Annotated in this window: 13 protein-coding genes; 1 reads left to right on the top strand and 12 read right to left on the bottom strand. The window is 44.9% G+C overall.

Annotation, left to right across the window (positions count from 1 at the left end; all coding sequences use genetic code 11):
* Positions 1-149 precede the first annotated feature (149 nt).
* From licT to J2Z28_RS05995, 3 genes are all read right to left on the bottom strand, one after another.
* Complete coding sequence (licT, locus tag J2Z28_RS06005) at positions 150-980, bottom strand: BglG family transcription antiterminator LicT (RefSeq protein WP_047842771.1); 831 nt, start codon at positions 978-980, stop codon at positions 150-152.
* Between the two features lie 292 nt (positions 981-1,272).
* Positions 1,273-2,715 carry a 6-phospho-beta-glucosidase gene (locus J2Z28_RS06000; RefSeq protein ID WP_211081583.1) on the bottom strand — a complete coding sequence of 481 codons (1,443 nt, stop codon included), beginning with the start codon at positions 2,713-2,715 and terminating at the stop codon, positions 1,273-1,275.
* Positions 2,716-2,953: 238 nt separating this feature from the next.
* On the bottom strand, positions 2,954-3,784 hold the full coding sequence (locus tag J2Z28_RS05995) for an amidohydrolase family protein (protein WP_211081582.1): 831 nt from the start codon (positions 3,782-3,784) through the stop codon (positions 2,954-2,956).
* 260 nt (positions 3,785-4,044) lie between these two features.
* On the opposite strand from J2Z28_RS05995, the gene J2Z28_RS05990 reads away from it, so the two are divergent.
* Positions 4,045-5,769: a cellulase family glycosylhydrolase gene (locus tag J2Z28_RS05990; protein ID WP_211081581.1), complete on the top strand. Its 1,725-nt coding sequence runs from the start codon at positions 4,045-4,047 to the stop codon at positions 5,767-5,769.
* 131 nt (positions 5,770-5,900) lie between these two features.
* Here the strand turns inward: J2Z28_RS05990 and J2Z28_RS05985 are convergent, their stop codons facing one another.
* The 9 genes from J2Z28_RS05985 to J2Z28_RS05945 all read right to left on the bottom strand — a co-directional run bounded on the left by J2Z28_RS05985 (position 5,901) and on the right by J2Z28_RS05945 (position 20,831).
* The gene (locus J2Z28_RS05985) at positions 5,901-6,296 is read right to left on the bottom strand and encodes a hypothetical protein (RefSeq protein ID WP_074094872.1); all 396 of its coding nucleotides are present in this window, start codon (positions 6,294-6,296) and stop codon (positions 5,901-5,903) included.
* 421 nt (positions 6,297-6,717) lie between these two features.
* Positions 6,718-8,700 carry a sucrose-specific PTS transporter subunit IIBC gene (locus J2Z28_RS05980; RefSeq protein WP_211081580.1) on the bottom strand — a complete coding sequence of 661 codons (1,983 nt, stop codon included), beginning with the start codon at positions 8,698-8,700 and terminating at the stop codon, positions 6,718-6,720.
* Positions 8,701-8,726: 26 nt separating this feature from the next.
* Positions 8,727-10,202, bottom strand: coding sequence for a glycoside hydrolase family 32 protein (locus tag J2Z28_RS05975; RefSeq protein WP_211081579.1), 1,476 nt, complete (start codon positions 10,200-10,202; stop codon positions 8,727-8,729).
* A gap of 147 nt (positions 10,203-10,349) precedes the next feature.
* Positions 10,350-11,333, bottom strand: a complete 984-nt coding sequence (locus J2Z28_RS05970; protein ID WP_211081578.1) for a LacI family DNA-binding transcriptional regulator — start codon at positions 11,331-11,333, stop codon at positions 10,350-10,352.
* Between the two features lie 437 nt (positions 11,334-11,770).
* Positions 11,771-13,444: a ribonuclease J gene (locus J2Z28_RS05965; protein WP_076249490.1), complete on the bottom strand. Its 1,674-nt coding sequence runs from the start codon at positions 13,442-13,444 to the stop codon at positions 11,771-11,773.
* A 158-nt stretch (positions 13,445-13,602) separates the two neighbouring features.
* Positions 13,603-14,874, bottom strand: a complete 1,272-nt coding sequence (rhaA, locus tag J2Z28_RS05960; RefSeq protein ID WP_101313986.1) for an L-rhamnose isomerase — start codon at positions 14,872-14,874, stop codon at positions 13,603-13,605.
* A 19-nt stretch (positions 14,875-14,893) separates the two neighbouring features.
* Complete coding sequence (locus J2Z28_RS05955; RefSeq protein ID WP_211081577.1) at positions 14,894-16,963, bottom strand: bifunctional aldolase/short-chain dehydrogenase; 2,070 nt, start codon at positions 16,961-16,963, stop codon at positions 14,894-14,896.
* A 179-nt stretch (positions 16,964-17,142) separates the two neighbouring features.
* Positions 17,143-18,075: a glycoside hydrolase family 5 protein gene (locus tag J2Z28_RS05950; protein WP_415841485.1), complete on the bottom strand. Its 933-nt coding sequence runs from the start codon at positions 18,073-18,075 to the stop codon at positions 17,143-17,145.
* 416 nt (positions 18,076-18,491) lie between these two features.
* Positions 18,492-20,831: a beta-galactosidase gene (locus tag J2Z28_RS05945; RefSeq protein ID WP_211081575.1), complete on the bottom strand. Its 2,340-nt coding sequence runs from the start codon at positions 20,829-20,831 to the stop codon at positions 18,492-18,494.
* Between the last annotated feature and the right edge of the window lie 32 nt (positions 20,832-20,863).

The following is a 20,863-nucleotide window of genomic DNA, read 5'->3' as shown; positions in this document are numbered from 1 at the left end:
TTGAGTAAGGGGACATTGACACAATGGTCCTGACCTTCTCATGACTTAGGTTTTGCCTGCATAACCAGTAACAATCCCAGTTAAATCGTATTCAATTCCTGTTAATCACATATTATTATAATTAAACCATTTTTGTCAACATTTAAATATTATCGATTAACCACCCGTTCGATATGAACCGTCAGATACAATTTTTCTTCATTGGTCAACTCATGGTTGTACTCTTTTTTTACAAACAACTCAATTTTCTCCGTACACGCTGCGGCATCTGGATGTTTCTCCTTAATCATGTCATAGAAATGATCATAGTTGTTGTCGTAATGCGTACCACTGAGCACACGCTGGGAGAAGAACTTCAGATGTGTGATAAAGCGAAAATAACTGAGAGAGTCCTCATCAAATTCCATTTTGAAATGATATTTCGCTATATTAATAATCTGCTGGATAAACTTCGTAATATTCATCGTTGTAATAACTTCTTCGTTCATCTCTGCGTTAACAATATGCAGGGCAATAAAAGCGGCTTCATCGGGTGGAAGCTCAATATTCATACGGGTGTTGATCTGTTCCAACGTCCTCAAGCCCAGTTCGAATTCGGACTTGTACAACTGTTTGATCTCCCACATTAATGCGTTCTTGATTTCGACGCCTTCCCGATAACGTTCGATGGCGAAGTTAATATGATCTGTAAGAGATACATAGATGTTCTCATTCAGCTTTCGACCCAGATTCTCACGCGCATACGTGATGATCTCTTCCACAATTTCAATCAGTTCCATCGGAACTTCGCGCAGCAGCATTTTGAAATTATCGGATGTTTGTTTGTTTTTCAATGCAAATACTTTCTGGATGCGGGTCTCGTCTACTTTATCCCCCGGCTTTTTCTTAAAGGCAATCCCACGTCCCATCACTACAAGCTCTGCTCCATCCGCCTGATAGATGCTAATGACGTTATTGTTGATAACCTTTGCTATTTTCACTTCAATCCCCCCGTCACGTTCCACTCTCTTGGCAGTTATACATCGTCTTTTGGGTATACAAAAAAAACCTGAAGCATCACAAAATAAACAAGACATGGTGGTCTGCTTTTTTTGGTGCTTAGGTTTTGCCTACTTCGAGTAGTAACAATCCCAGAAACGATATAATTGCGTCAAGTATAGCGCGAACCTGACTATATGTCAACGCTTTCAATGTGAGGAAAATCGGAAGTTCCGTGAATTTATGGTCCTTCCGATTGTTTGATGTCTGAACTAATCCAATTCACCTTTTTGACTACTCGTCACCCAGGTTTGTTCCGTTGGATTCGATCACATTTTTGTACCACTCAAAACTCTTCTTCTTCAGTCGTGTCAACTCACCATGACCTTCATTATTACGATCCACGTAAATGTAGCCATAACGTTTTCTCATCTCACCTGAGGAGGCACTTACAATATCAATAGGTCCCCAGCTGGTGTAACCGATGATGTTCACCCCATCCTGAATAGCCTCACCCATTTCAGCTACATGCCGTTTCAAGTAGTCAATCCGGTACGCATCATGCACTTCACCTTCCGGTGTAACCTCGTCATTCGCACCAAATCCATTCTCAACAACAAACAGCGGCTTCTGATAACGATCATGCAGTTGATTGGCGGTAATACGGAATCCTTTGGGATCAATCGTCCATCCCCACTCGGACTTCGCCAGATATGGATTGGCTACCGAGCCAAATACATTACCACTGGTCATATTTTTGATGACTTCCGGATCGGTGCTAGTTGTACGACTTGAATAATAGCTGAACCCGATATAATCTACGGTATGATTTTTCAAGATTTCCGCATCACCCGGCTGCATAACGATGTTCAATTCGTGATCCTTGAAGAAACGTTTGGCGTAACCCGGATATTCCCCACGTGACTGCACATCGATGAAGAAATAGGACTCTCTATCTTTTTCCATACCCTGGAACACATCTTCCGGATTACAGGTATACGGATAGAAGCTTCCTGCGGCGAGCATGCACCCAATCATGGCATCAGGAATAATCTCATGACATGCCTTGACTGCCAATGCACTTGCAACCAGTTGATGGTGAGCAGCCTGATATTGAATTTCCTTGATGTTATCCCCCTCATTGAACGCCAGTCCCGCCCCAAGGAACGGAAGATGTAGCAGCATGTTGATCTCATTAAATGTCATCCAGTATTTCACCTTGTCTTTGTACCGAGTGAATACCGTTGTAGCGTAAGTCTCGAAAAGCGTTACCAGTTCACGACTTCTCCAGCTGCCATACTTCTCGATCAGATGCACAGGCACATCGAAGTGAGCTAATGTAACTACAGGTTCAATACCGTTCTTCAACAATTCATCAAACAGGTTATCATAAAATTGTAATCCGGCTTCATTTGGCTGTGCATCTTCTCCTGTCGGGAAAATCCGTGCCCAGGCAATGGAGACACGCAGTGCTTTGAATCCCATTTCTGCAAATAGAGCAATGTCTTCAGGGTAACGGTGATAGAAATCGATCGCTTCATGCGAAGGATAGAACTCGGTAGCGAGCGGCGTAAAAGCTGGAACATTGCCTTTCATAATGCTTCTGCGTTTCTCTCCGGTCGGCAGCAAGTCAACGATACTCAGCCCTTTGCCATCTTCCAGATACGCACCCTCCGCCTGATTCGCAGCAATGGCTCCACCCCATAGAAAATCTGTAGGAAATTTAAAATTCATCATCATCATTCTCCTTCCAAATATGTAATTCAGCTATCCGCTCAAATCCTGAAATATCAAAAAGACAAAATAGAAAAAACCCGAACCAGCCTGGGTACACGATTACGTGTAAACAAGCCAGCTCAGGTTATGCCCATATCGGTAACATTCCCAGATCATGATTATGCGGATTGGATAAAACTTTAGCAAGAATCAGAACAGTTGTCAACTTCTTGAAACCGGTTTAGCTTCGGATTGCCCACTACGATATTTGATAGAACGCAGCACATGTGCCGCCAAGAATCATCTGTTGATCTGATATAGGTAGGGTATTAATGTGACTCATAATGAGACCGTATACTTCAGAATACGTAGCTGAAACGTTGCTCACAGGCCAGTCGGACCCAAACATTAACCGTTCTGCACCAAAGGCTTCTATGGCGATATTCAGATAGGCTGTAAAATCCTTTGGAGTCCAATTTACCCAGTCTGCTTCCGTCACCATCCCTGAAAGTTTACAGTACGCATTTGGTTGTGCGGCCAATGACTCAAGCGCTTCTTTCCAGGGTGAGAGTATACCTGATTTTATGTCGGGTTTGGCTAGATGATCAAGTACAAATCGCTGTTCAGGAAACGTCTTAACCAGTTCAACGGCATAAGGCAGTTGCTCCTTGGATACCAACAGATCATAGGCCAAACCATACTCCTTTAGCAATGAAATTCCGCGCTGAAAGTCTTCTCTCAATACATACTTCAGATCAGGTTCATCCTGTATGACATGTCGTACGCCCTTCAGATACGGATTGGACGCGAACAATTCAAGCTGATTCCGAACTTCATCCGAACAAAGGTCCACCCATCCGACAACACCTTTGATACATTCATGCCGATCTGCCAACTGCAGAAGCCACTCGGTTTCTGTCAGTGATTGTCTGGCTTGTACCGCAATACATCCATCCAGTCCGGATTGGACCAATAAAGGTTCAAGATCTTCCGGAAGAAAAGATTGACGAATGGTTTTCATCTCTTCGCCAATCCATCCGTACTCGACGACATTGTATTCCCAGAAATGTTGATGTGCATCCAGCTTCATATTAGATCCCTCCCAGGGTATTTAAATCTAATTATCATTAAAAAGCAATCACTGATTTTCACATGATTTTTATTCCAATTGTGCAGGTATTGTCCAATATTAAATCATGATATAGTAAATTACGAAAACGCTTTCAGAGCATAAATCGGTGGTGATCCCAGTATTAAACAAGTGAATTTTTGTTTGCGTTGAGCTCTATTTTCACCCTGCTTAACCGCTATTCACGTTCAACCATTCTCTATTCGAAGGAGACTATATTAATGAAAAAAAACCGCAAATCAGTCCTATCTCTTACGCTTGTGACTGCCCTGATTCTATCTCTATTCTCCTCCGCTATGGCTTCAGCTGCAACTGACAACAGCGAACAGGCCAATACCTCAGCCGCTCCAAGCAAAATGCAGACCTACGTAAACGCCATGGAGCCTGGCTGGAATCTGGGTAACTCTCTGGACGCCGTTGGTGAAGATGAAACTGCCTGGGGCAACCCACGTATTACGAAGGAACTAATTCAGTCGATCGCAGCTGAGGGCTACAACAGTATCCGTATTCCTGTAACCTGGGAAGCCCACATCGGTGACGCACCCGACTACACAATTGATTCCGCTTACATGAATCGGGTTCAAGAAGTGGTAAACTGGGCCCTTGATGCGGATCTCTACGTCATGATCAATCTTCACCATGATTCCTGGCGCTGGATCAGTTACATGGAGAAAGACCATGACAATGTGCTTGCACGTTATAACGCTGCTTGGACTCAGATTGCGGACAAATTCAAGGATTCATCCGATAAACTCATGTTTGAAAGTGTTAACGAACCACGTTTCTCCGAAGGCGGCACAACAGATGCAGCGATTGGATACCGCATGCTGGACGAGTTGAATACTTCTTTTCACAAGATCGTAAGAACTTCGGGTGGAAACAACGAGACACGTCCACTTGTGCTTCCAACGATGCATACCTCTTCCGCTCAACCTGATCTGGATGAACTGAATAAGACCATTCAGAAATTGAATGACAGCAATATTATTGCAACCGTTCACTACTACGGGTTCTGGCCATTCAGTGTGAACATCGCAGGTTACACCAAGTATAACGAGGAAGTACAGAAGGACGTTACCGACACTTTTGAGCGGGTATACAATGCTTTTACAGCGAAAGGCATACCGGTTATCGTTGGTGAGTATGGCTTGCTTGGTTTTGACCAGCACACAGGTGTCATTGAGCAAGGCGAAAAACTGAAATTCTTCGAATTTGTTGGACAATATCTGCGTCAAAAACAGATGACAACGATGTTGTGGGATAACGGACAACACTTCGTTCGCACAAGCTTTACTTGGTCTGATCAGGAATTATTTGATACCATGAAAGCCAGCTGGACAGGTCGCTCATCCACAGCCGAAACGGATCTCGTATATCTTAAACAAAATGAAGCCATTCAAGATAAGAAGGTAAAACTCAATCTGAATGGGAACAAATTCAATTCGTTGAAAAATGGCACTACTCCTCTTGTCAGAGGTAAAGACTATACGATCAAAAAAGATGTACTTACGTTAAAATCCAATCTGTTAACCAAATTGACAGCCTCTGGTGATTTGGGCGTAAATGCCACACTCACGGCTGGGTTCAATGAAGGTGCTGACTGGAACTTCAATATTATTAAATATGACACACCTAAGTTGAACGATGCAACAGGTACAACCAGTGCATTTGCCATTCCGACTATGTTTAACGGTAATCAGCTCGCAACGATGGAAGCAACATATGCAAACGGAGAGAACGCCGGTCCACAGAACTGGACTTCATTCAAAGAATTCTCCTACACATTTAGCCCAGATTACGAACGTAATGTGATTGAGCTGAAATCTAACTTCTTCAATGAAACCAATGATGGCGAAGTTACGCTTAAGTTCCATTTCTGGAACGGAGATGTGCTGACGTACAAAATCACGAAAAATGGAACCAGCGTTGTTGGCGTAGCTTCATAATAGTTATAAGGATTCCCCACTTGATCTATACCTGTGGGAATCACGAAACGTTCTGTCCAGAGCCCTCGGTTCGAACAGAACGTTTTTCCTTTTAATCAGATATTCCTTCCACATCCATTATGAATGACCGTTCACAATAAAAACGAAACATTCCCACTCTGGCTATGAATGACATACGTCGCACCAAGCCCTTTATATACAAGACCAACTGGAGCCTTGTTACTGGAAACGACATAGAGATGTTGCGGATACCAGCTGTGACACAACTGGATATCCTGGCAACACTGAGGCAGATTATTCTCGAACACAAATGCATTGGTGACCATATATTCGGGACGAGTCTGTTGCATCCCTTCCGTTTCTTGAATATATCGCACAGGAAATGCTCCAAGGGTTTGAAGTTGTTCCCGTTCCTCTTCACTGTGTACAAGCACAACGAAGGCTAACCCCTTTTTCAGTAATAAATCCACAAAATTCATCCCCGCTGCACTGTGCCCTGCTGATACAACAATCATTGCTTCATCCATTGCTGTCTACCTCGCCTTTACATCAGATCCTGCATATATCATCTCAAGTACGTTATGTGCGAATCATAGTCCTCTGTCTGCCTTTCCGCAATTGAACCGTATCCGATTCAGAACCTTCCTGATTGATTCCAGACCGTAATCCTGTTCATATCTTGTATAATGCACTCTTTACTCTGTTATTCTCCATATTTCTCGGTCAATCATAAGCGATTAAAGAAATCTGATTAACCGAGCCTTAATCGAAGATATATCTCTTTTTAATCGCTTACATGCACAGATTCAAAGCAAAATGTCTTAATACTTTGGCTAAAAGTAATACAAAAAGACAAAGGAAACCTGATGATACATCAGTTCCTTTGCCTTGTATGATTTGTATTTCTCTACATCCATGTTCCAGTACATTTCTATTTCAAACGATCACTTATTGAGGTTCTTTGAATTTCACTACCAGCACCGTTTCCCCATTGGCTTGCACACGACCGGTTGAGGCTGCAGTAACAGTTGCTATCGTTTCGTTTCCACTTGGGATCAACACAGGTGTAATCAAAGGCAGTCCCTCAGACTGAATGACATCCATGTCAAATTCAATCAACAATTGACCTGCAGTTACACGATCTCCGCTATTCACATGCGCGGTAAAACCGTTCCCTTTTAGTCCAACCGTATTAATTCCGATATGAACCAACATCTGTACACCCGTCTCATGCTCCAGAATCACCGCATGTTTACTCTTGTTCATCACATGTGCAATGACACCATCAAACGGTGCATACACTTTGCCTTCTGATGGCTCAATGGCAATGCCCTCACCCATGTGTTTTTCAGAGAACGCCGGGTCAGGAACCTGCTCCAGAGCAACGACGGTACCGTTCATTGGCGAAGCGATTTCGAGAAAATCTACCTTAGGACGATTGCTTGTAACGGCTTCGGTAACTGAATTAATACGCGGATTAGATTCCTCTACTTTAACTTCAGCTGATGTTGCTCCACTGTTGTCATGGCTCAGCGACTCCTCTGCAACTGGTTGGTCCTTATAGCCGAAGAACCAGGTAAGTGCAAATGCAATCGCCATGGCAACTACGTTGGACAAGATATACAACGGCAGTTGGCTGTTAAGATAGAGCAGTGTACCGGGAATAACCGTTACAGCCATGCCTGTACCCTGCAGATGGAACAAGGAAGCGATGAAACCACCTACACCACCACCAACCAGTCCCATAATAAATGGTTTCATATAACGCAAGTTAACTCCGAAGATAGCCGGCTCGGTAATGCCCAGAAATGCGGACAAGGACGAAGGTAATGCGAGTGCTTTGAGTTTCATGTTTTTGGTCTTCAGACCGACTGCGAGACAAGCGGCTCCTTGTGCTGCCATGGCACAGGTAATGATGGCGTTGAACGGATTGAATCCCGTTTTCTCCAGTAGCTGAATCTCCAGGAAATTAAAGATGTGATGTACACCGGTAACGACAATAATCTGATGGAAGAATCCAATGATAATACCTGCGATTCCAAACGGCAGATCCAATACGGCAGTTGTTCCATGCAGCACCCACTCTTCTAGGGAATGGAATACGGGACCAATGGCGAAAAGTCCAAGCGTAATCATAACCGTTAACGTAATAAAAGGAGTCAGAATTAAGTCCAGTGCCTCAGGCACCCGTCTTCTTAATACCTTTTCAAACTTGGCTCCAATCAAACCTACAAAGAACGCAGGCAGAACCGATCCCTGATAACCCACGACAGGTATAAAACCGAACATATGCAGCGGCTGTGCTGATCCATCTGCCACCGCGTAAGCATTGGGTAATGCAGGACTGACCAGCATTAGCCCCAGTACGATACCAAGTACCGGACTTCCGCCAAATACGCGGAATGCAGACCACGCTACAAGTGCAGGCAGAAATGCAAAGGCCGTATCCGTCAGGATTTGAGTGAACAACAGGAAATTGGCCGAGATATCATCAGGTGTTGCACCGAACAACGCCAGAATTTCATTCTGGGTAAGTAATCCGCGCAATCCCATGAACAGTCCTGTAGCTACCAGAACGGGAATGATGGGTACAAATACGTCACCAAACGTGCGGATAGCCCGTTGAAAAGCATTTCCTTCTTTTTTCCCCTGACTCTTCACATCATCCTTGGACGTTCCTTCGATGCCCAGCTTCTCAACCTCTTCAAAAATTCGATTCACTGTTCCCGTACCAAAGATAATCTGATATTGACCTGAGTTGAAAAAGGCGCCTTTCACCTTCTCGATATTCTCGACCGTTTTCTGATCAATCTTTTCTTTATCTTTCACCATGATGCGAAGACGTGTTGCACAATGTGCAAATGATGCGATATTCTCTTTGCCCCCGATGGCATGAATGACTTCCTGGGCAATCCGTTGATTCTCCGACATGTTATCTCATTCCTCTCACGTAATACTTAATAATTCCATTGAGTTGCTTCAAAATCAGCTTTGCCTCCGTGTGCAAAGAAACGAATATCCACGCTGTTCCGGCTTGGGAAAATGCGGCTGGTAAAGACCTCTTCCCCATCGTTCACAAAGATCTCGACGGAAGACGAATCTACGAACAGATGGAACTTAATCACTTCCGCAGTAAGCGTGCACCGCCGTATCGTACCATTTTGTTCAGCCAACTCGGCACCAGACATGGTCCGATCCAAGACAACTTTCTGCTGGATTTGGTCATACAGAAGAACCGTTTTCTCAGTTCCATTTGCCCGGAATTCGATGCCTACAGTCTCTGCATCTACATGGCTCATCTCACATATCAGCTCATAGGTAATTCCATTAAAACCAGTGAAAGATCGACTCTCATTGTCAATTGTTGCGCGAATATGTGTGCCTTTATCCTGCTGGCGCAATTGCTCCATCTCTGCAACAGGTTGTTGGATTAACTTGCCGTCTCTCAGTGACAATTGCCGAGGGATGGTCAGGCAATGAGCCCAGCCACTATCGTCTGTCGGATATTCCAGATCGGGAAGTCCCATCCAACCAACCAGAATACGTCTTCCGTCCGGGCCCTGCATGGTCTGCGGCGCATAGAAGTCGAATCCACGATCCAACTCCTGAAATTCACCATGTTTGAACTCTCTTGTCTGGAGATTGAGCGGGTCACCGATAAGATAACCGGATTGAAAAATATTCTGATAATGATCTCCCGCTGCATCTAAGCCTTGCGGGGAAAAGACAAGTACACCTTTCCCGTCCATCTCCATATAATCCGGGCACTCCCACATGTAACCAAAGGAGGTTAATTGCGTATGAATTTCACCAAGAAACTCCCAGTTGTTCAGATCAATTGAGCGATACAGCACTGTACATCCCGTCTCATCTGTTCTCTGCGCACCGATTACACAATAATACATGTCTCCTTGTTGCCACACCTTCGGATCTCTGAAGTGTTCCGTGTATCCGTCTGGCACAGACGAGATCACGGGATCATTCAGTTTGGTTACTGAACCGCTTTCATCCATAACTGCCAGGCATTGATACGGATGTCTGACCCACTCCTCATCCCTCGTATTGCCTGTGTACAGCAAGTACAGCTTCCCGTCTTTTTCAATCGCACTGCCGGAATAAGCTCCGTGTGAGTCATACCTGCCACCCGGTTCGATTCCAATCCCGACATTTTCCCAGTTCACCAGATTCTTCGAGCGGGTATGATACCAGTATTTCATGCCATGTTCTGTCCCAAGTGGAAACCACTGATAGAACAGATGATAATAGCCTTGATAATATGCAAAGCCGTTAGGATCATTAAGCAGACCTGTTATCGGCTGAATGTGATAACTCTGTCTCCATGGACACTTGGATACCTGTGCTTCAAGCTTCACAATCTCTCCAGGCTCCGCTTGCTCAATTCGTCTGTAACGTTGCTCTCTAGTCATTTTCATAGCTGTTCTCCATTCAAAATATAGGAACCGGTTCCAATGGTCACAAAAAAATAATTCCATATGGCATTAGTGCCTGCCCGTGTTCGCATATCCGTATTGGATATTCATAATGGAACCGGTTCGATGGAATTATCATAAAGGATGTTTTTATAATTTGTCAACGCTTTCTCGAGGAATTAGTTCTACGTCCAGTGTTGTTCGTTCCTCCACCGACTCGCCTTTGACCAGTCGAATAATGTGATTCGCCGCTACTTTCCCTGCCTGCAAATAATGATATTTCACAGTCGTCAGCGTGGGGTGAATCATCTCCGTAATATCATACCCGCCAAATCCGGTAACAGACAAATCTTGCGGTATGCGGATTTTATTCGAGAATGCAATCTTCATCACACCCAGTGCGATATTATCCGTAGCCCCCACGATGATCGTTGGTGTGATTTCTTTCAGAATGGCTTCAGCGGTAACGATGGCTTCAGACATCTTAAAGCTTGTCTCATAATACTTCACTTCACATCCACCACACTCGGCGATTGCTCGCTGGAACCCTTGTTTACGATAGATTCCTACCGCCCGATCCTTCTCGCTAACCCCAATATACACGATCTTGCGGTGACCCTGTTCGACGACATATCTGCCCATCTCATAACCTGCCTGATCATCATTGTGAACCAGACTGTGCAATTGCTCATGCTGCTGCCCTACCAATAACACCGGAATCCGTATATCCTCAACGGCCTTCAGATGTGCTTCGGTCACTTCAGCAGCCAGCAGAATAATACCCGATACCTTCTGTCGTGCAAAATCATAGATGGCATCAATCTCGCGCTGCATGTCCTGACTCGTGTTTGCGATCAGCATCTGATACTGATTACTCCGCAGTTCTTCATCAATTCCGATCAATGTCTGTGATGTTGCAAAAGAATCAAGACGTGGCACAACCGTACCGATGATACTGGTCTTCTTTGCCTTCAGACTCTGTGCAAATGTGTTGGGAACATAATTGTATTGTTTGATAATACGCTCAATCTTCTGGCGTGTATCCTCACTAACCGATCCTCCATTCAGGAAGCGAGAGACCGTGCTTTTTGCCACACCTGCCATCTGAGCGATATCAGAAATCGTTTTATTCATAAAGACTCCTCTTGTTTCTGTTAGCTATATAAATTGAACTCAAGAATATTCACACTTACCACTCCGATGACAGAACAACCTTCCGATCGCTGTTATCCCCAGATGTTTTGATTTACTTTTTCAAAGGTGAACATCCGGAGATAAAGGCGCACGCTCCGCTTCTTCAGGTTCTTTCTGTCCTCTACGTTCTCGTGTGAATGTTTAGTTCAATTCATATAGTTTACCTTTTATTATACTTCGAATCGCAAACCCATGGCGAATTTGATTCAACTCCATTTATCGCACGTCTATTGTACATTCCCGATGTAATAGCAAAAGCCCGATATCAATGTGACGTTCATACAGAAGTATGATCCGACATTCATCAGGCTGTTAAACTTCCATATACACGTTTGCACAGACCATTAGGGCAAGGAGAATCCCTATTCCTTACGGTCTCAGACTTCAATAATAATAGGCAAGATCATAGGTCTTCTCTTTGTTTGGGCGTAAATATAGTGACCGATCTCGTCTTTCAGCTTCCTTTTGATTACATTCCACTGATTCACACCAGCTCCTGTCAACTCCCCCATCCGGTTCAGAACCAGCTCATGAATCTCATGCATAAATTCTTCCGAATCCTTGACGAACACAAACCCTCTGGAGATAATCTCGGGTGATGTGACCATTTGTTTCTCCGTTTTGCTCAGTGTAGTCACAATCACCAGCATGCCATCGGAGGATAGTTGCCTGCGGTCACGCAATACAATATTGCCGACATCACCCATGATCAGACCGTCTACGAGGCTGTTGCCCGACGCAATTTTGGGACCCAGCGAAGCAATGCCGTCTTTGTATTGGACCATATCCCCATTATTCACGATAAACACATGATCACGCTCTATACCTACGGATTCAGCAAGCAGTCTGTGCTGATACAACATGCGAAACTCACCGTGGATCGGAATCAGATAATCCGGTTTCATCAGAGTAAGCATCAATTTGAGTTCTTCCTGACTGCCGTGTCCGGATACATGCATCCCAGCTGCACCACTTGAACCATATATCACACGTGCTCCAAGAACATACAGGTTATCAATTACATGCGCAAGATTTCGTTCATTGCCCGGAATGGCTCCGGCAGCAATAATGACCGTGTCCCCGGCGTTAATTCTTACGTGAGGATGTTTACCGGATGCCAAACGTGACAATGCTGCCATCGCTTCTCCCTGGCTACCGGTGCATAACACAACGACTTGTTCTGGTGGAAACTGATCCGAATCGATAGCTTCAATCAACAATCCGTCAGGAACTTGCAAATACCCCAATTCACTGGCCACCGATACCACATTCACCATACTTCTGCCCAACAGTGCCAGTTTGCGACCCGTCTCGAATGCTGCATTCACAATCTGCTGTACCCTACTGACATTCGACGCAAAGGTCGAGATAAATACTTTTTGTTTTGCACGGATAAAGGCATCCAGAATGTGATCCCCCACAACACGCTCGGAAGGTGTAAATCCGGGTCTTTCTGCATTGGTACTCTCGGAGAGCAAAATATGGACACCCTGTTTGCCAATCTCGGCCATACGGTGCAAATCTGGGAAAGGTCCATGTACAGGCGACATATCAAATTTGAAATCTCCGGTATGCACAACATTGCCTGCTGGGGTCTGAAAAAAGATACCAAGACAATCCGGTATACTATGACTGGTTGCAAAAAAGGAAACCTCGATCCCTCCCAGCGTAATGCTGGAATGAGCATCGATCGTATGCAAGTCGGCCTTGCGCAGCAGCCCATGCTCTTTCAGTTTAAGTTCGATCAGCCCACGAGTGAGCCTGGATGCATACACCGGGATGTTCATTTGTTTTAACAAATAGGGAATGCCACCAATGTGATCTTCATGTCCGTGAGTAACCACAAGACCCCTTACTTTATCCAGATTTTCCAGCAGATACGTTACATCCGGAATGATCAGATCAATACCAGGCAATGTCTCATCGGGAAACTTCGAACCACAGTCAATCACGATGATGTCCTGATGGTACTGGATGAAATACATATTCTTCCCTATTTCATTCACGCCGCCAAGTGCAGCGATATACAGTTTGTTGTGGGCTAGATTCAACTCTATTATTCCTCCTCTGCGTGGCAATCGTATACGATACGGATCTATATTCCTAGTATGGAAGCAATCGCCTCAGTTATGCATTTCAGCGTGATTATGCCAAAAAAACCACCACGGAATTTTCATTCCATAGTGGTTTATACGAAAAATAAATACGATTACACCAATGATTTATCACGCTGTAGTAATACGTCTTGTTCATAGGTTTTGATATCGGTGATCCACTTTTCACGAACTGGTACGCCTTGCTGAGCACAATAGTAGTCCCAGATTGCGCCAAACGGATAGGATTTGAACTCTTCCGTTAAGGCAAGGCGCAACGTGTAATCCCCTTCCAGTTCGGCTTGTTTCAAGGCATCCACTGGTTCGAGCATCGCTCGGAGAAGGGCTTTGATCGTGTTGCGAGTTCCCACAACCCATGCAGCTACACGGTTAATGCTTGCATCAAAGAAATCCAGTCCAATATGTGTAGTCGCAAGCAGATCATGTCGAACCAGTTCACGGGCAATTTCAAGCAACTCATCGTCCATGATTACCACATGGTCACTGTCCCAGCGCATCGGGCGGCTTACGTGAAGCAGAATGCCACTTGTAAACAAAGACAAGGACGACAGTTTATTGGAAATAACCTCTGTTGGATGGAAATGACCCGCATCAAGACAGATCAACGTATCATTTTGCAAACCGTAACCCATATAGAATTCATGAGAACCCACTACATATGCTTCCGAACCCAGACCAAACAGCTTACTCTCTACCGCGTCCAGGTTGTGCTCCGGGTTAAGTGGTTCGCCGAATACTTCATCCAGCGATTCTTTGAGACGTTTGCGTGGTGTCAACCGATCAACCGGATTATCCTTGAATCCGTCCGGTACCCATACATTGGTTACACAAGTCTGACCAAGCTGTTCCCCGAAATAAGCACCAATCCGGCGGGATGCCTTGCAGTGATCAATCCAGAACTTGCGAATTTCAGGGTCTGGATGACTGAGCGTGAACCCGTCACTTGATTTTTCATGGGAAAAACATGTTGGGTTGAAGTCCAGACCGAGTCCTTGTTCTTTCGCCCATTTTACCCAGTTCTCATAATGCTTTGGCTCAATCTGATCCAGTTCAACCTGCTCGTCTGTATCCGTGTAGATCGCGTGCAGATTGACCTTATGTTTGCCGGGAATCAGAGCAAAAGCTTGCTCCAGATCGTTACGAAGTTCTGCAGGTGTGGTGGCAGCCCCCGGATATTGACCTGTAACGGAAATGCCCCCTGTTAACTCCCCATCTTTATTCAGAAAACCTTTGACATCGTCGCCTTGCCAGCAGTGTACGGATACTTTGATCTCCGCGAGTTTGTTCAGTACTTCGTCCGTATCAATTCCGTGCTGGGCATACAATGCCTTGGCTGCTTCATACGCTTGCTTGACTTGGTTATCCATCCGCAAGAACCCTCCTATTTTAACGTGTAAATGCTGCCGGTACACCGCCATCAATGGTCATCATGCAACCGGTTGTTTTTTCGGATTTCGAAGAAGCAAAGAATGCAATTCCTTCCGCAATATCTCTTGGATAGATATTCACGAGCAATGTCGTCCGTTTGCGGTAATACTCTTCTAATTGATCCGGCTCGATACCGTATGCTGCTGCTCGTTCATTTCTCCAGGAACCGTTCCAGATCGCTGAACCCTGTAGAATGGCATCTGGAAGAATCGTGTTGACACGAATGCCATACTCTCCACCTTCTGCTGCAATACAACGTGCCAGATGTGCTTCCAGCGCTTTCGCTGAGCTATAGGCAGAGGCACTTTTACCTGCATACACCGAGTTCTTGGACCCGATAAATACCATGCTTCCTCCAATACCCTGCTGTTTCATCAGCTTGAAGGCTTCGCGAGCCACGAGGAAATATCCTGTACCCAGAACATTCATATTCAGGTTCCATTCTTTCAGGGACGTTTCGTCAAATGGGCTGGATGTCGCCAATCCGGCATTGTTCACGATGATATCCACTCCGCCATACTGCACCGCAACATCAGCATACGCAGATTGAACGGCTTCCTCATCGGTTACGTCCATTTTCAGCGCATAAGCACGATTCTCACCGTACTGATCATTGATTTCCTGTGCTACCTTCTGTGCGCCCTCTAGGTTGAGATCTGCAAGCACCACATGTGCACCTTCAGATACCAATCTGCGTGCTGTTTCACTTCCGATCCCGCCTGCGCCGCCTGTAATAAACGCCACTTTACGGGAGAATTCGGTTTCTGCTGGTGCCAAAGACAATTTGTACAATTCCAGCGGCCAGTACTCCACATTGTAAGATTCGTTTGCAATGAGTGATACGAATTGACCTAGGCTAGTAGCTCCACGCATAACGGCAATCGCTCTGTGATACAACGCTCCGCTTACTTGGGAAAGCGCCCAGCTCTTGCCTGTGTTGATCATGCCCACACCTGGAATGAGGATAACGCGTGGTGCCGCTTCGAACATGACATCACCTTCGTTTTTGTTGCTCTCAAAGTACTGTTGATATTGCTCTTTGTAGGCGGCAACACCTTCTACCAGCTTGGCTTTTAAGCCTTCAATATCTTCCGCATCCGGTGTCCAATCGATGAACAGAGGTACCACTTTGGTATGTACCAGATGATCCGGGCAAGCTGCACCCACCTGAGACAATTCCGGGGAATCTGCTCCGCCCACAAAAGCAAGTACGTCCTCTTGATCGTCAAAGGACAAAATCATTTTTTTGCTATCCGATACCGCTCCACGAATTGTTGGCATTACACGTGATACGATCTGACGACGAACATCAGCGGCCAGTGCCGGGTGTTTCATACCACCGAACAAGCTTCCTTCGTCCACCCGTGCTTCGATGAATGCTTCCGCTTCATTGATGATCTTGATGGTCTGAGCGTAACATTCCTCGGATGTTTCTCCCCAGGTCACAAGTCCGTGTTTTTCCATCAGTACGAGTTCCGCATTTGGATTCGAGAATACGCTTTCAGCAATCATTTTAGATAAGGTGAATCCTGGACGTACGTAAGGCACCCATACAAATCGATCACCGTAGATCTCTTTCGCCAATTCCTTGCCGTTATGCGCACAACACAGGCTGATAATCGCATCCGGGTGCGTATGATCAACATGTTTATATGGAAGGAACGCATGCAGAAGAGTCTCGATAGAGGCGCGCGGATGCTTGGCATCAATCATGCAATGTCCCAGATATTCAACCATTTCTTCATCCGACATGGATTCACGTTCAATTAATGGTCGAATGTCTTCGAGCCCAAGTCCGGTAAAATGCTTCGCTTCCATGGAACCCAGATCAGAGCCGCTTCCCTTCACATACATTACTTCTACATCACGACCACGAAAATCCTTCACTGTCGTTTTGGTAGAGGTATTACCACCGTAAATGTTACATACACTGCGATCAGATCCAATCAGATTGGATCGGTAAACCAACTGCTCAAGTCCTGTTGTTTTCTCAGTTGCCTGCGATGCATTCCATAAACTCTGTACCATTTGTTTCCCTCCGATAATGTTTGTTTTATTCCTAATCCGAGTTTATCATCTTTGTTTTATTTTGAAAACAAAATATTTTATAACCAAACGGAAATATTCAAAAGTCATTATAGATTGAGCCATTTTATTAAAAAAACACCCTGACGTAACCGTCAGAGTGTTCCTTTTTCATCGGCGGATTAGAAAATCCCCGCTTTTTGGGAAGTGTTTTTAATACCATAGGTATCATTAACTACAGTGTTGCCAAAGCTCGTTAAGCTTCCGTTCGGACCTGTTGCCATGTCCAAATAGTTCAGACCGGAACTATTTCCGTACCAGGACCAGGCAAGCCAGCCTACCCCTTTTTCCTGACCATATCTCATGATGGCATACTCGTCGACATCACCGTTTGTGTGATATCCCCCGAATTCACCAATGATCAGAGCCAATCCTTTGTTCAGCACATTCTCCATATTGGCTTTGACCGTTGCAGCATCTTTGCCAGCATACTCATACATATGAATGGAGAAGACGGTATTTTTCTGAGAATCGGCTGCAAATACACTTTGTCCATAATCCACGATGGATAGAGGGAACTGTCCCCATCCGGCTGCATCCACAATTAGCGTATTTTTAATTCCCGCATTTCGGAGTTTCGGAATGGCTTTTTTGTAGCCATCAGCCCACGCACTTCCATTCCACGTTCCATACCATTCATTGGCGATGTTGACGATTACCCGATCTTCTTTGCCAATCAAAGCTTCCTTAATGCTAATCCAGTAGTTCACTGCCGCATCCAACGAATTATAGTCATCTTTCCCTGTGGCGTCATGCACCTCGAGTACAGCTATCATTTTATTTTGGTTAACCACATTAATAATATTTTTAACAGCGTTCAGATCATCTTTGGTGTACAGGCTACCATTCGAAAGAACTATGCGTACCGTATTGGCACCTGTTTTGGCGATGGCAGGGATAGCGGTATTCAAATCATTTTTGAACCAGGAATGTCCGTGATTAACACCTCTCATGACAAAAGCCTTGCCTGTGGAATCGTACAACTTGTTACCGCTTACATAAAAACCTGTAGCAGCAGATGCTTTGGGTGCTGCACTCCCTAATACCATGAACATGAGAGCAGCAATAACCGTAAAGATGGTACACTTTTTCAGATTAACCATTTGTTTGGAACCTCCTGTATTTGTTTTTTTATTTCAATTAACACTGCTCTAGGCAAGAAGTTAACTAAAATCGTTGGTAATAGAAGTTTTTTTGTTATAAAATAAACAACAAATAACTTTATTATAGTTACGTTGTTTAGTTTAAATAAACTTTATCGTTAAGGTTATGAAGTTATAATAAATCGAAAACGCTTACCAGTCAAGATCTTTTTACCATGATTAGGAATCATTTGTTTTTTCATAACACAGCAAAAAAAGGCTCTTTCCCCTCACAATCGTTCGGAGAAAGAACCCTCTGTATTATTAACGAAAGTTAACTCTTGTTTAAGTCTTGTTTATCTGTTATTTTGTTTAACTCCTGATTTAGACTAAGTGTCTTCTCTAACTCCCGCCAATATCAAACCAACCCGATACTGTAATCTCACCCGAATTTCATTAAACTTTCCAATCTCCACGCCCTCAAACCGCTCCACATAAGCCTGATTAACATAACTCTCAGTCGTCCCTTTTCGAATTGGGGTTATAGACAGACGAAGCGCGTGTTCAGCCAACAAATGACGGGATTGCTTCAAACCAAGCATCCAGCTGTGTCCATAGTGAATATGATCTGTTAACATCTGATGATGAATATGTGCTGCTGCAACGTCTCCTTCATAATCAATCTCAATCCACACGTCATCTACTTGTTCCGGCCACGCTGTGTCCAATCTCAGTGTTGCTGCATACTCTTTCGGATAATCAACCTCTACAGCAGGCTCGTAAGGTGAAACTTGCAATGTATACGTTCCGAATATTCCTTGCTTCGACTGGGATGACACAGCATATTTAGAAGCTGAAACATGCTCTGGAGCCGGATAGAAGGATACCTCCATCTCTGGTTGCTCCACGGATGTACATAGGAGCATCTCATTCTGTACATACAGATGACTGCTGCTAATTACAAGCCTATCTTCTCCGCCCACACGGAAACGGTAGGCATGTAATGCCTCTTCACGGGTCAAAGTAATGATTCGTATCATTATACCGTCCGATGTTGTGATTCGCAGATGATGGTCCTTGCCGGCAATCGGATGTATCACAACTTCATTCCCCTGCTCTGAAACAGTGCCTTCGAGCATATCCACATTTGTAACAGATGATGCATCAATAACATACTCAGGCATCATGCCATCATGGGCATAAAAGACAGCCGTAAGCTCCTGATTTACCATAAATCGGGTCAGTGGCTGAACAGTAGCACTAATGATCTTCATTCCATTCAGATTCATATGGAAAGGCAGAATGGCTGCCATGCCGGTTTTCAGCTGCATCGTTCCTTCTCTTGGATATAAAGCAGTCCCTTTGCTGGTATGCAGCTCCAATTGTATATCACGATCAGGCATCGCCACATGATCCTGATAATTATTCATGAACAGGAATCCCGAGCCATCTTGTTGGCGAACAGACCAACGCATATCCATCGTGTTCTCCGGTGTTATCGCATGTTGACCATCCGGTACAACACAGCCCATTGGTGCAAGTAACTCACCGTATGCTTCCAGGAACATGGACAAGGTACGAATGCGGTCATACGATTCACCAACACGCCCAAATTCCCCGAGTGGCGATTGGTAATCATACGTCATTTTCGGCAATGCCTGCTCGTTCAGATATGAATTTTTGCCTATCGGATTGGTCCCCCCGTGATACATATAATACCCAACCAGATTGCTGCCGTTCGCAAGTTTCACAATGGTCATCGCCTCAACACTGTCCGCATCAACAACCGGACGAGCGTGATAACTGACCTGCATGCCTCCAGCAAGCTCGCAATACGCAGCAGGGTACTCCAGACTGTCATAATCCACTTCTTCCACAGGATTCATATGCAGATCCCGGAATAAATACTCCCGGCTTGGAGGCTGATTGGGAATCCATGGTGTGTACGCATACCCCGCGAGCATCGGCAATGTTCCTTCTTCAGGCACGGCAGCATTGCCCCAGGCCGTGGCAGTATAGAACATCGGCTTCATACCGACTTCTTCGGCAATATGGCGAAGCATCTTCAGATGTTCTCGCCCGTCCCGGCCGGAGGTAATGTATTTTTCACGGGTATACCCCCAGGCATCCATGGGTGCGCCAGCGTGCATATACTCATTTTCCAACTGTACCCCGATAACAGGGCCACCCTCCTGATAAAAGCAGCCGTTGAGTTGACGGGCAATCTCCCGATATAATCGCTTGGCGTAATACAGATACCCTTCATCGTTCGACCTGACTTCGAATGGGTAACTGAATAACCAATCGGGCATCCCACCATTACGAACTTCCCCATGACAGAATGGGCCAATCCGTACAATCAGAGGCAGCTCATGTTTGCCACACAGATCCACAAAGTGCCGCAAATTCAGATTTCCAGACCAATTAAATTCACCTTCCTGCTCCTCGTGAAAATTCCAGAAAACATAGGAAGCGACAATGCTCACCCCGCCTGCCTTCATCTTCAGTAATTCTTCTTCCCACTGCAAGTAAGCGAATCTGGAGAAATGAAACTCACCTACCACGGGAATATGGGGTTTAGCATTACGAGTCATATAATAGTTGGTAAAATCATACGATTCCCCTCGTGGGCTTTTGCCGCCACTGCCAGTCATACGACCCGCACGAATCTCTTTATCTTCCGCATCTAATATGAAACGAATCTGGCTACCTGCTATAGTATCATTCATGGATTATATAACTCCTTCGATATAAATGGGAT

This window comes from Paenibacillus xylanexedens, assembly GCF_017874615.1.
In the GTDB taxonomy this organism is placed as follows: domain Bacteria; phylum Bacillota; class Bacilli; order Paenibacillales; family Paenibacillaceae; genus Paenibacillus; species Paenibacillus xylanexedens.
The sequence above is the reverse complement of the archived record's forward strand: the minus strand, read 5'-3'. Positions and strand labels throughout refer to the sequence as shown.

Bases quoted from the DNA above. Each gene is read 5' to 3' on its own strand.
- J2Z28_RS06000 (WP_211081583.1), bottom strand. From the start codon at position 2,715: ATGATGAATTTTAAATTTCCTACAGATTTTCTATGGGGTGGAGCCATT.
- J2Z28_RS05995 (WP_211081582.1), bottom strand. From the start codon at position 3,784: ATGAAGCTGGATGCACATCAACATTTCTGGGAATACAATGTCGTCGAG.
- J2Z28_RS05990 (WP_211081581.1), top strand. From the start codon at position 4,045: ATGAAAAAAAACCGCAAATCAGTCCTATCTCTTACGCTTGTGACTGCC.
- J2Z28_RS05985 (WP_074094872.1), bottom strand. From the start codon at position 6,296: ATGGATGAAGCAATGATTGTTGTATCAGCAGGGCACAGTGCAGCGGGG.
- J2Z28_RS05980 (WP_211081580.1), bottom strand. From the start codon at position 8,700: ATGTCGGAGAATCAACGGATTGCCCAGGAAGTCATTCATGCCATCGGG.
- J2Z28_RS05975 (WP_211081579.1), bottom strand. From the start codon at position 10,202: ATGAAAATGACTAGAGAGCAACGTTACAGACGAATTGAGCAAGCGGAG.
- J2Z28_RS05970 (WP_211081578.1), bottom strand. From the start codon at position 11,333: ATGAATAAAACGATTTCTGATATCGCTCAGATGGCAGGTGTGGCAAAA.
- rhaA (WP_101313986.1), bottom strand. From the start codon at position 14,874: ATGGATAACCAAGTCAAGCAAGCGTATGAAGCAGCCAAGGCATTGTAT.
- J2Z28_RS05955 (WP_211081577.1), bottom strand. From the start codon at position 16,963: ATGGTACAGAGTTTATGGAATGCATCGCAGGCAACTGAGAAAACAACA.
- J2Z28_RS05950 (WP_415841485.1), bottom strand. From the start codon at position 18,075: ATGTTCATGGTATTAGGGAGTGCAGCACCCAAAGCATCTGCTGCTACA.
- J2Z28_RS05945 (WP_211081575.1), bottom strand. From the start codon at position 20,831: ATGAATGATACTATAGCAGGTAGCCAGATTCGTTTCATATTAGATGCG.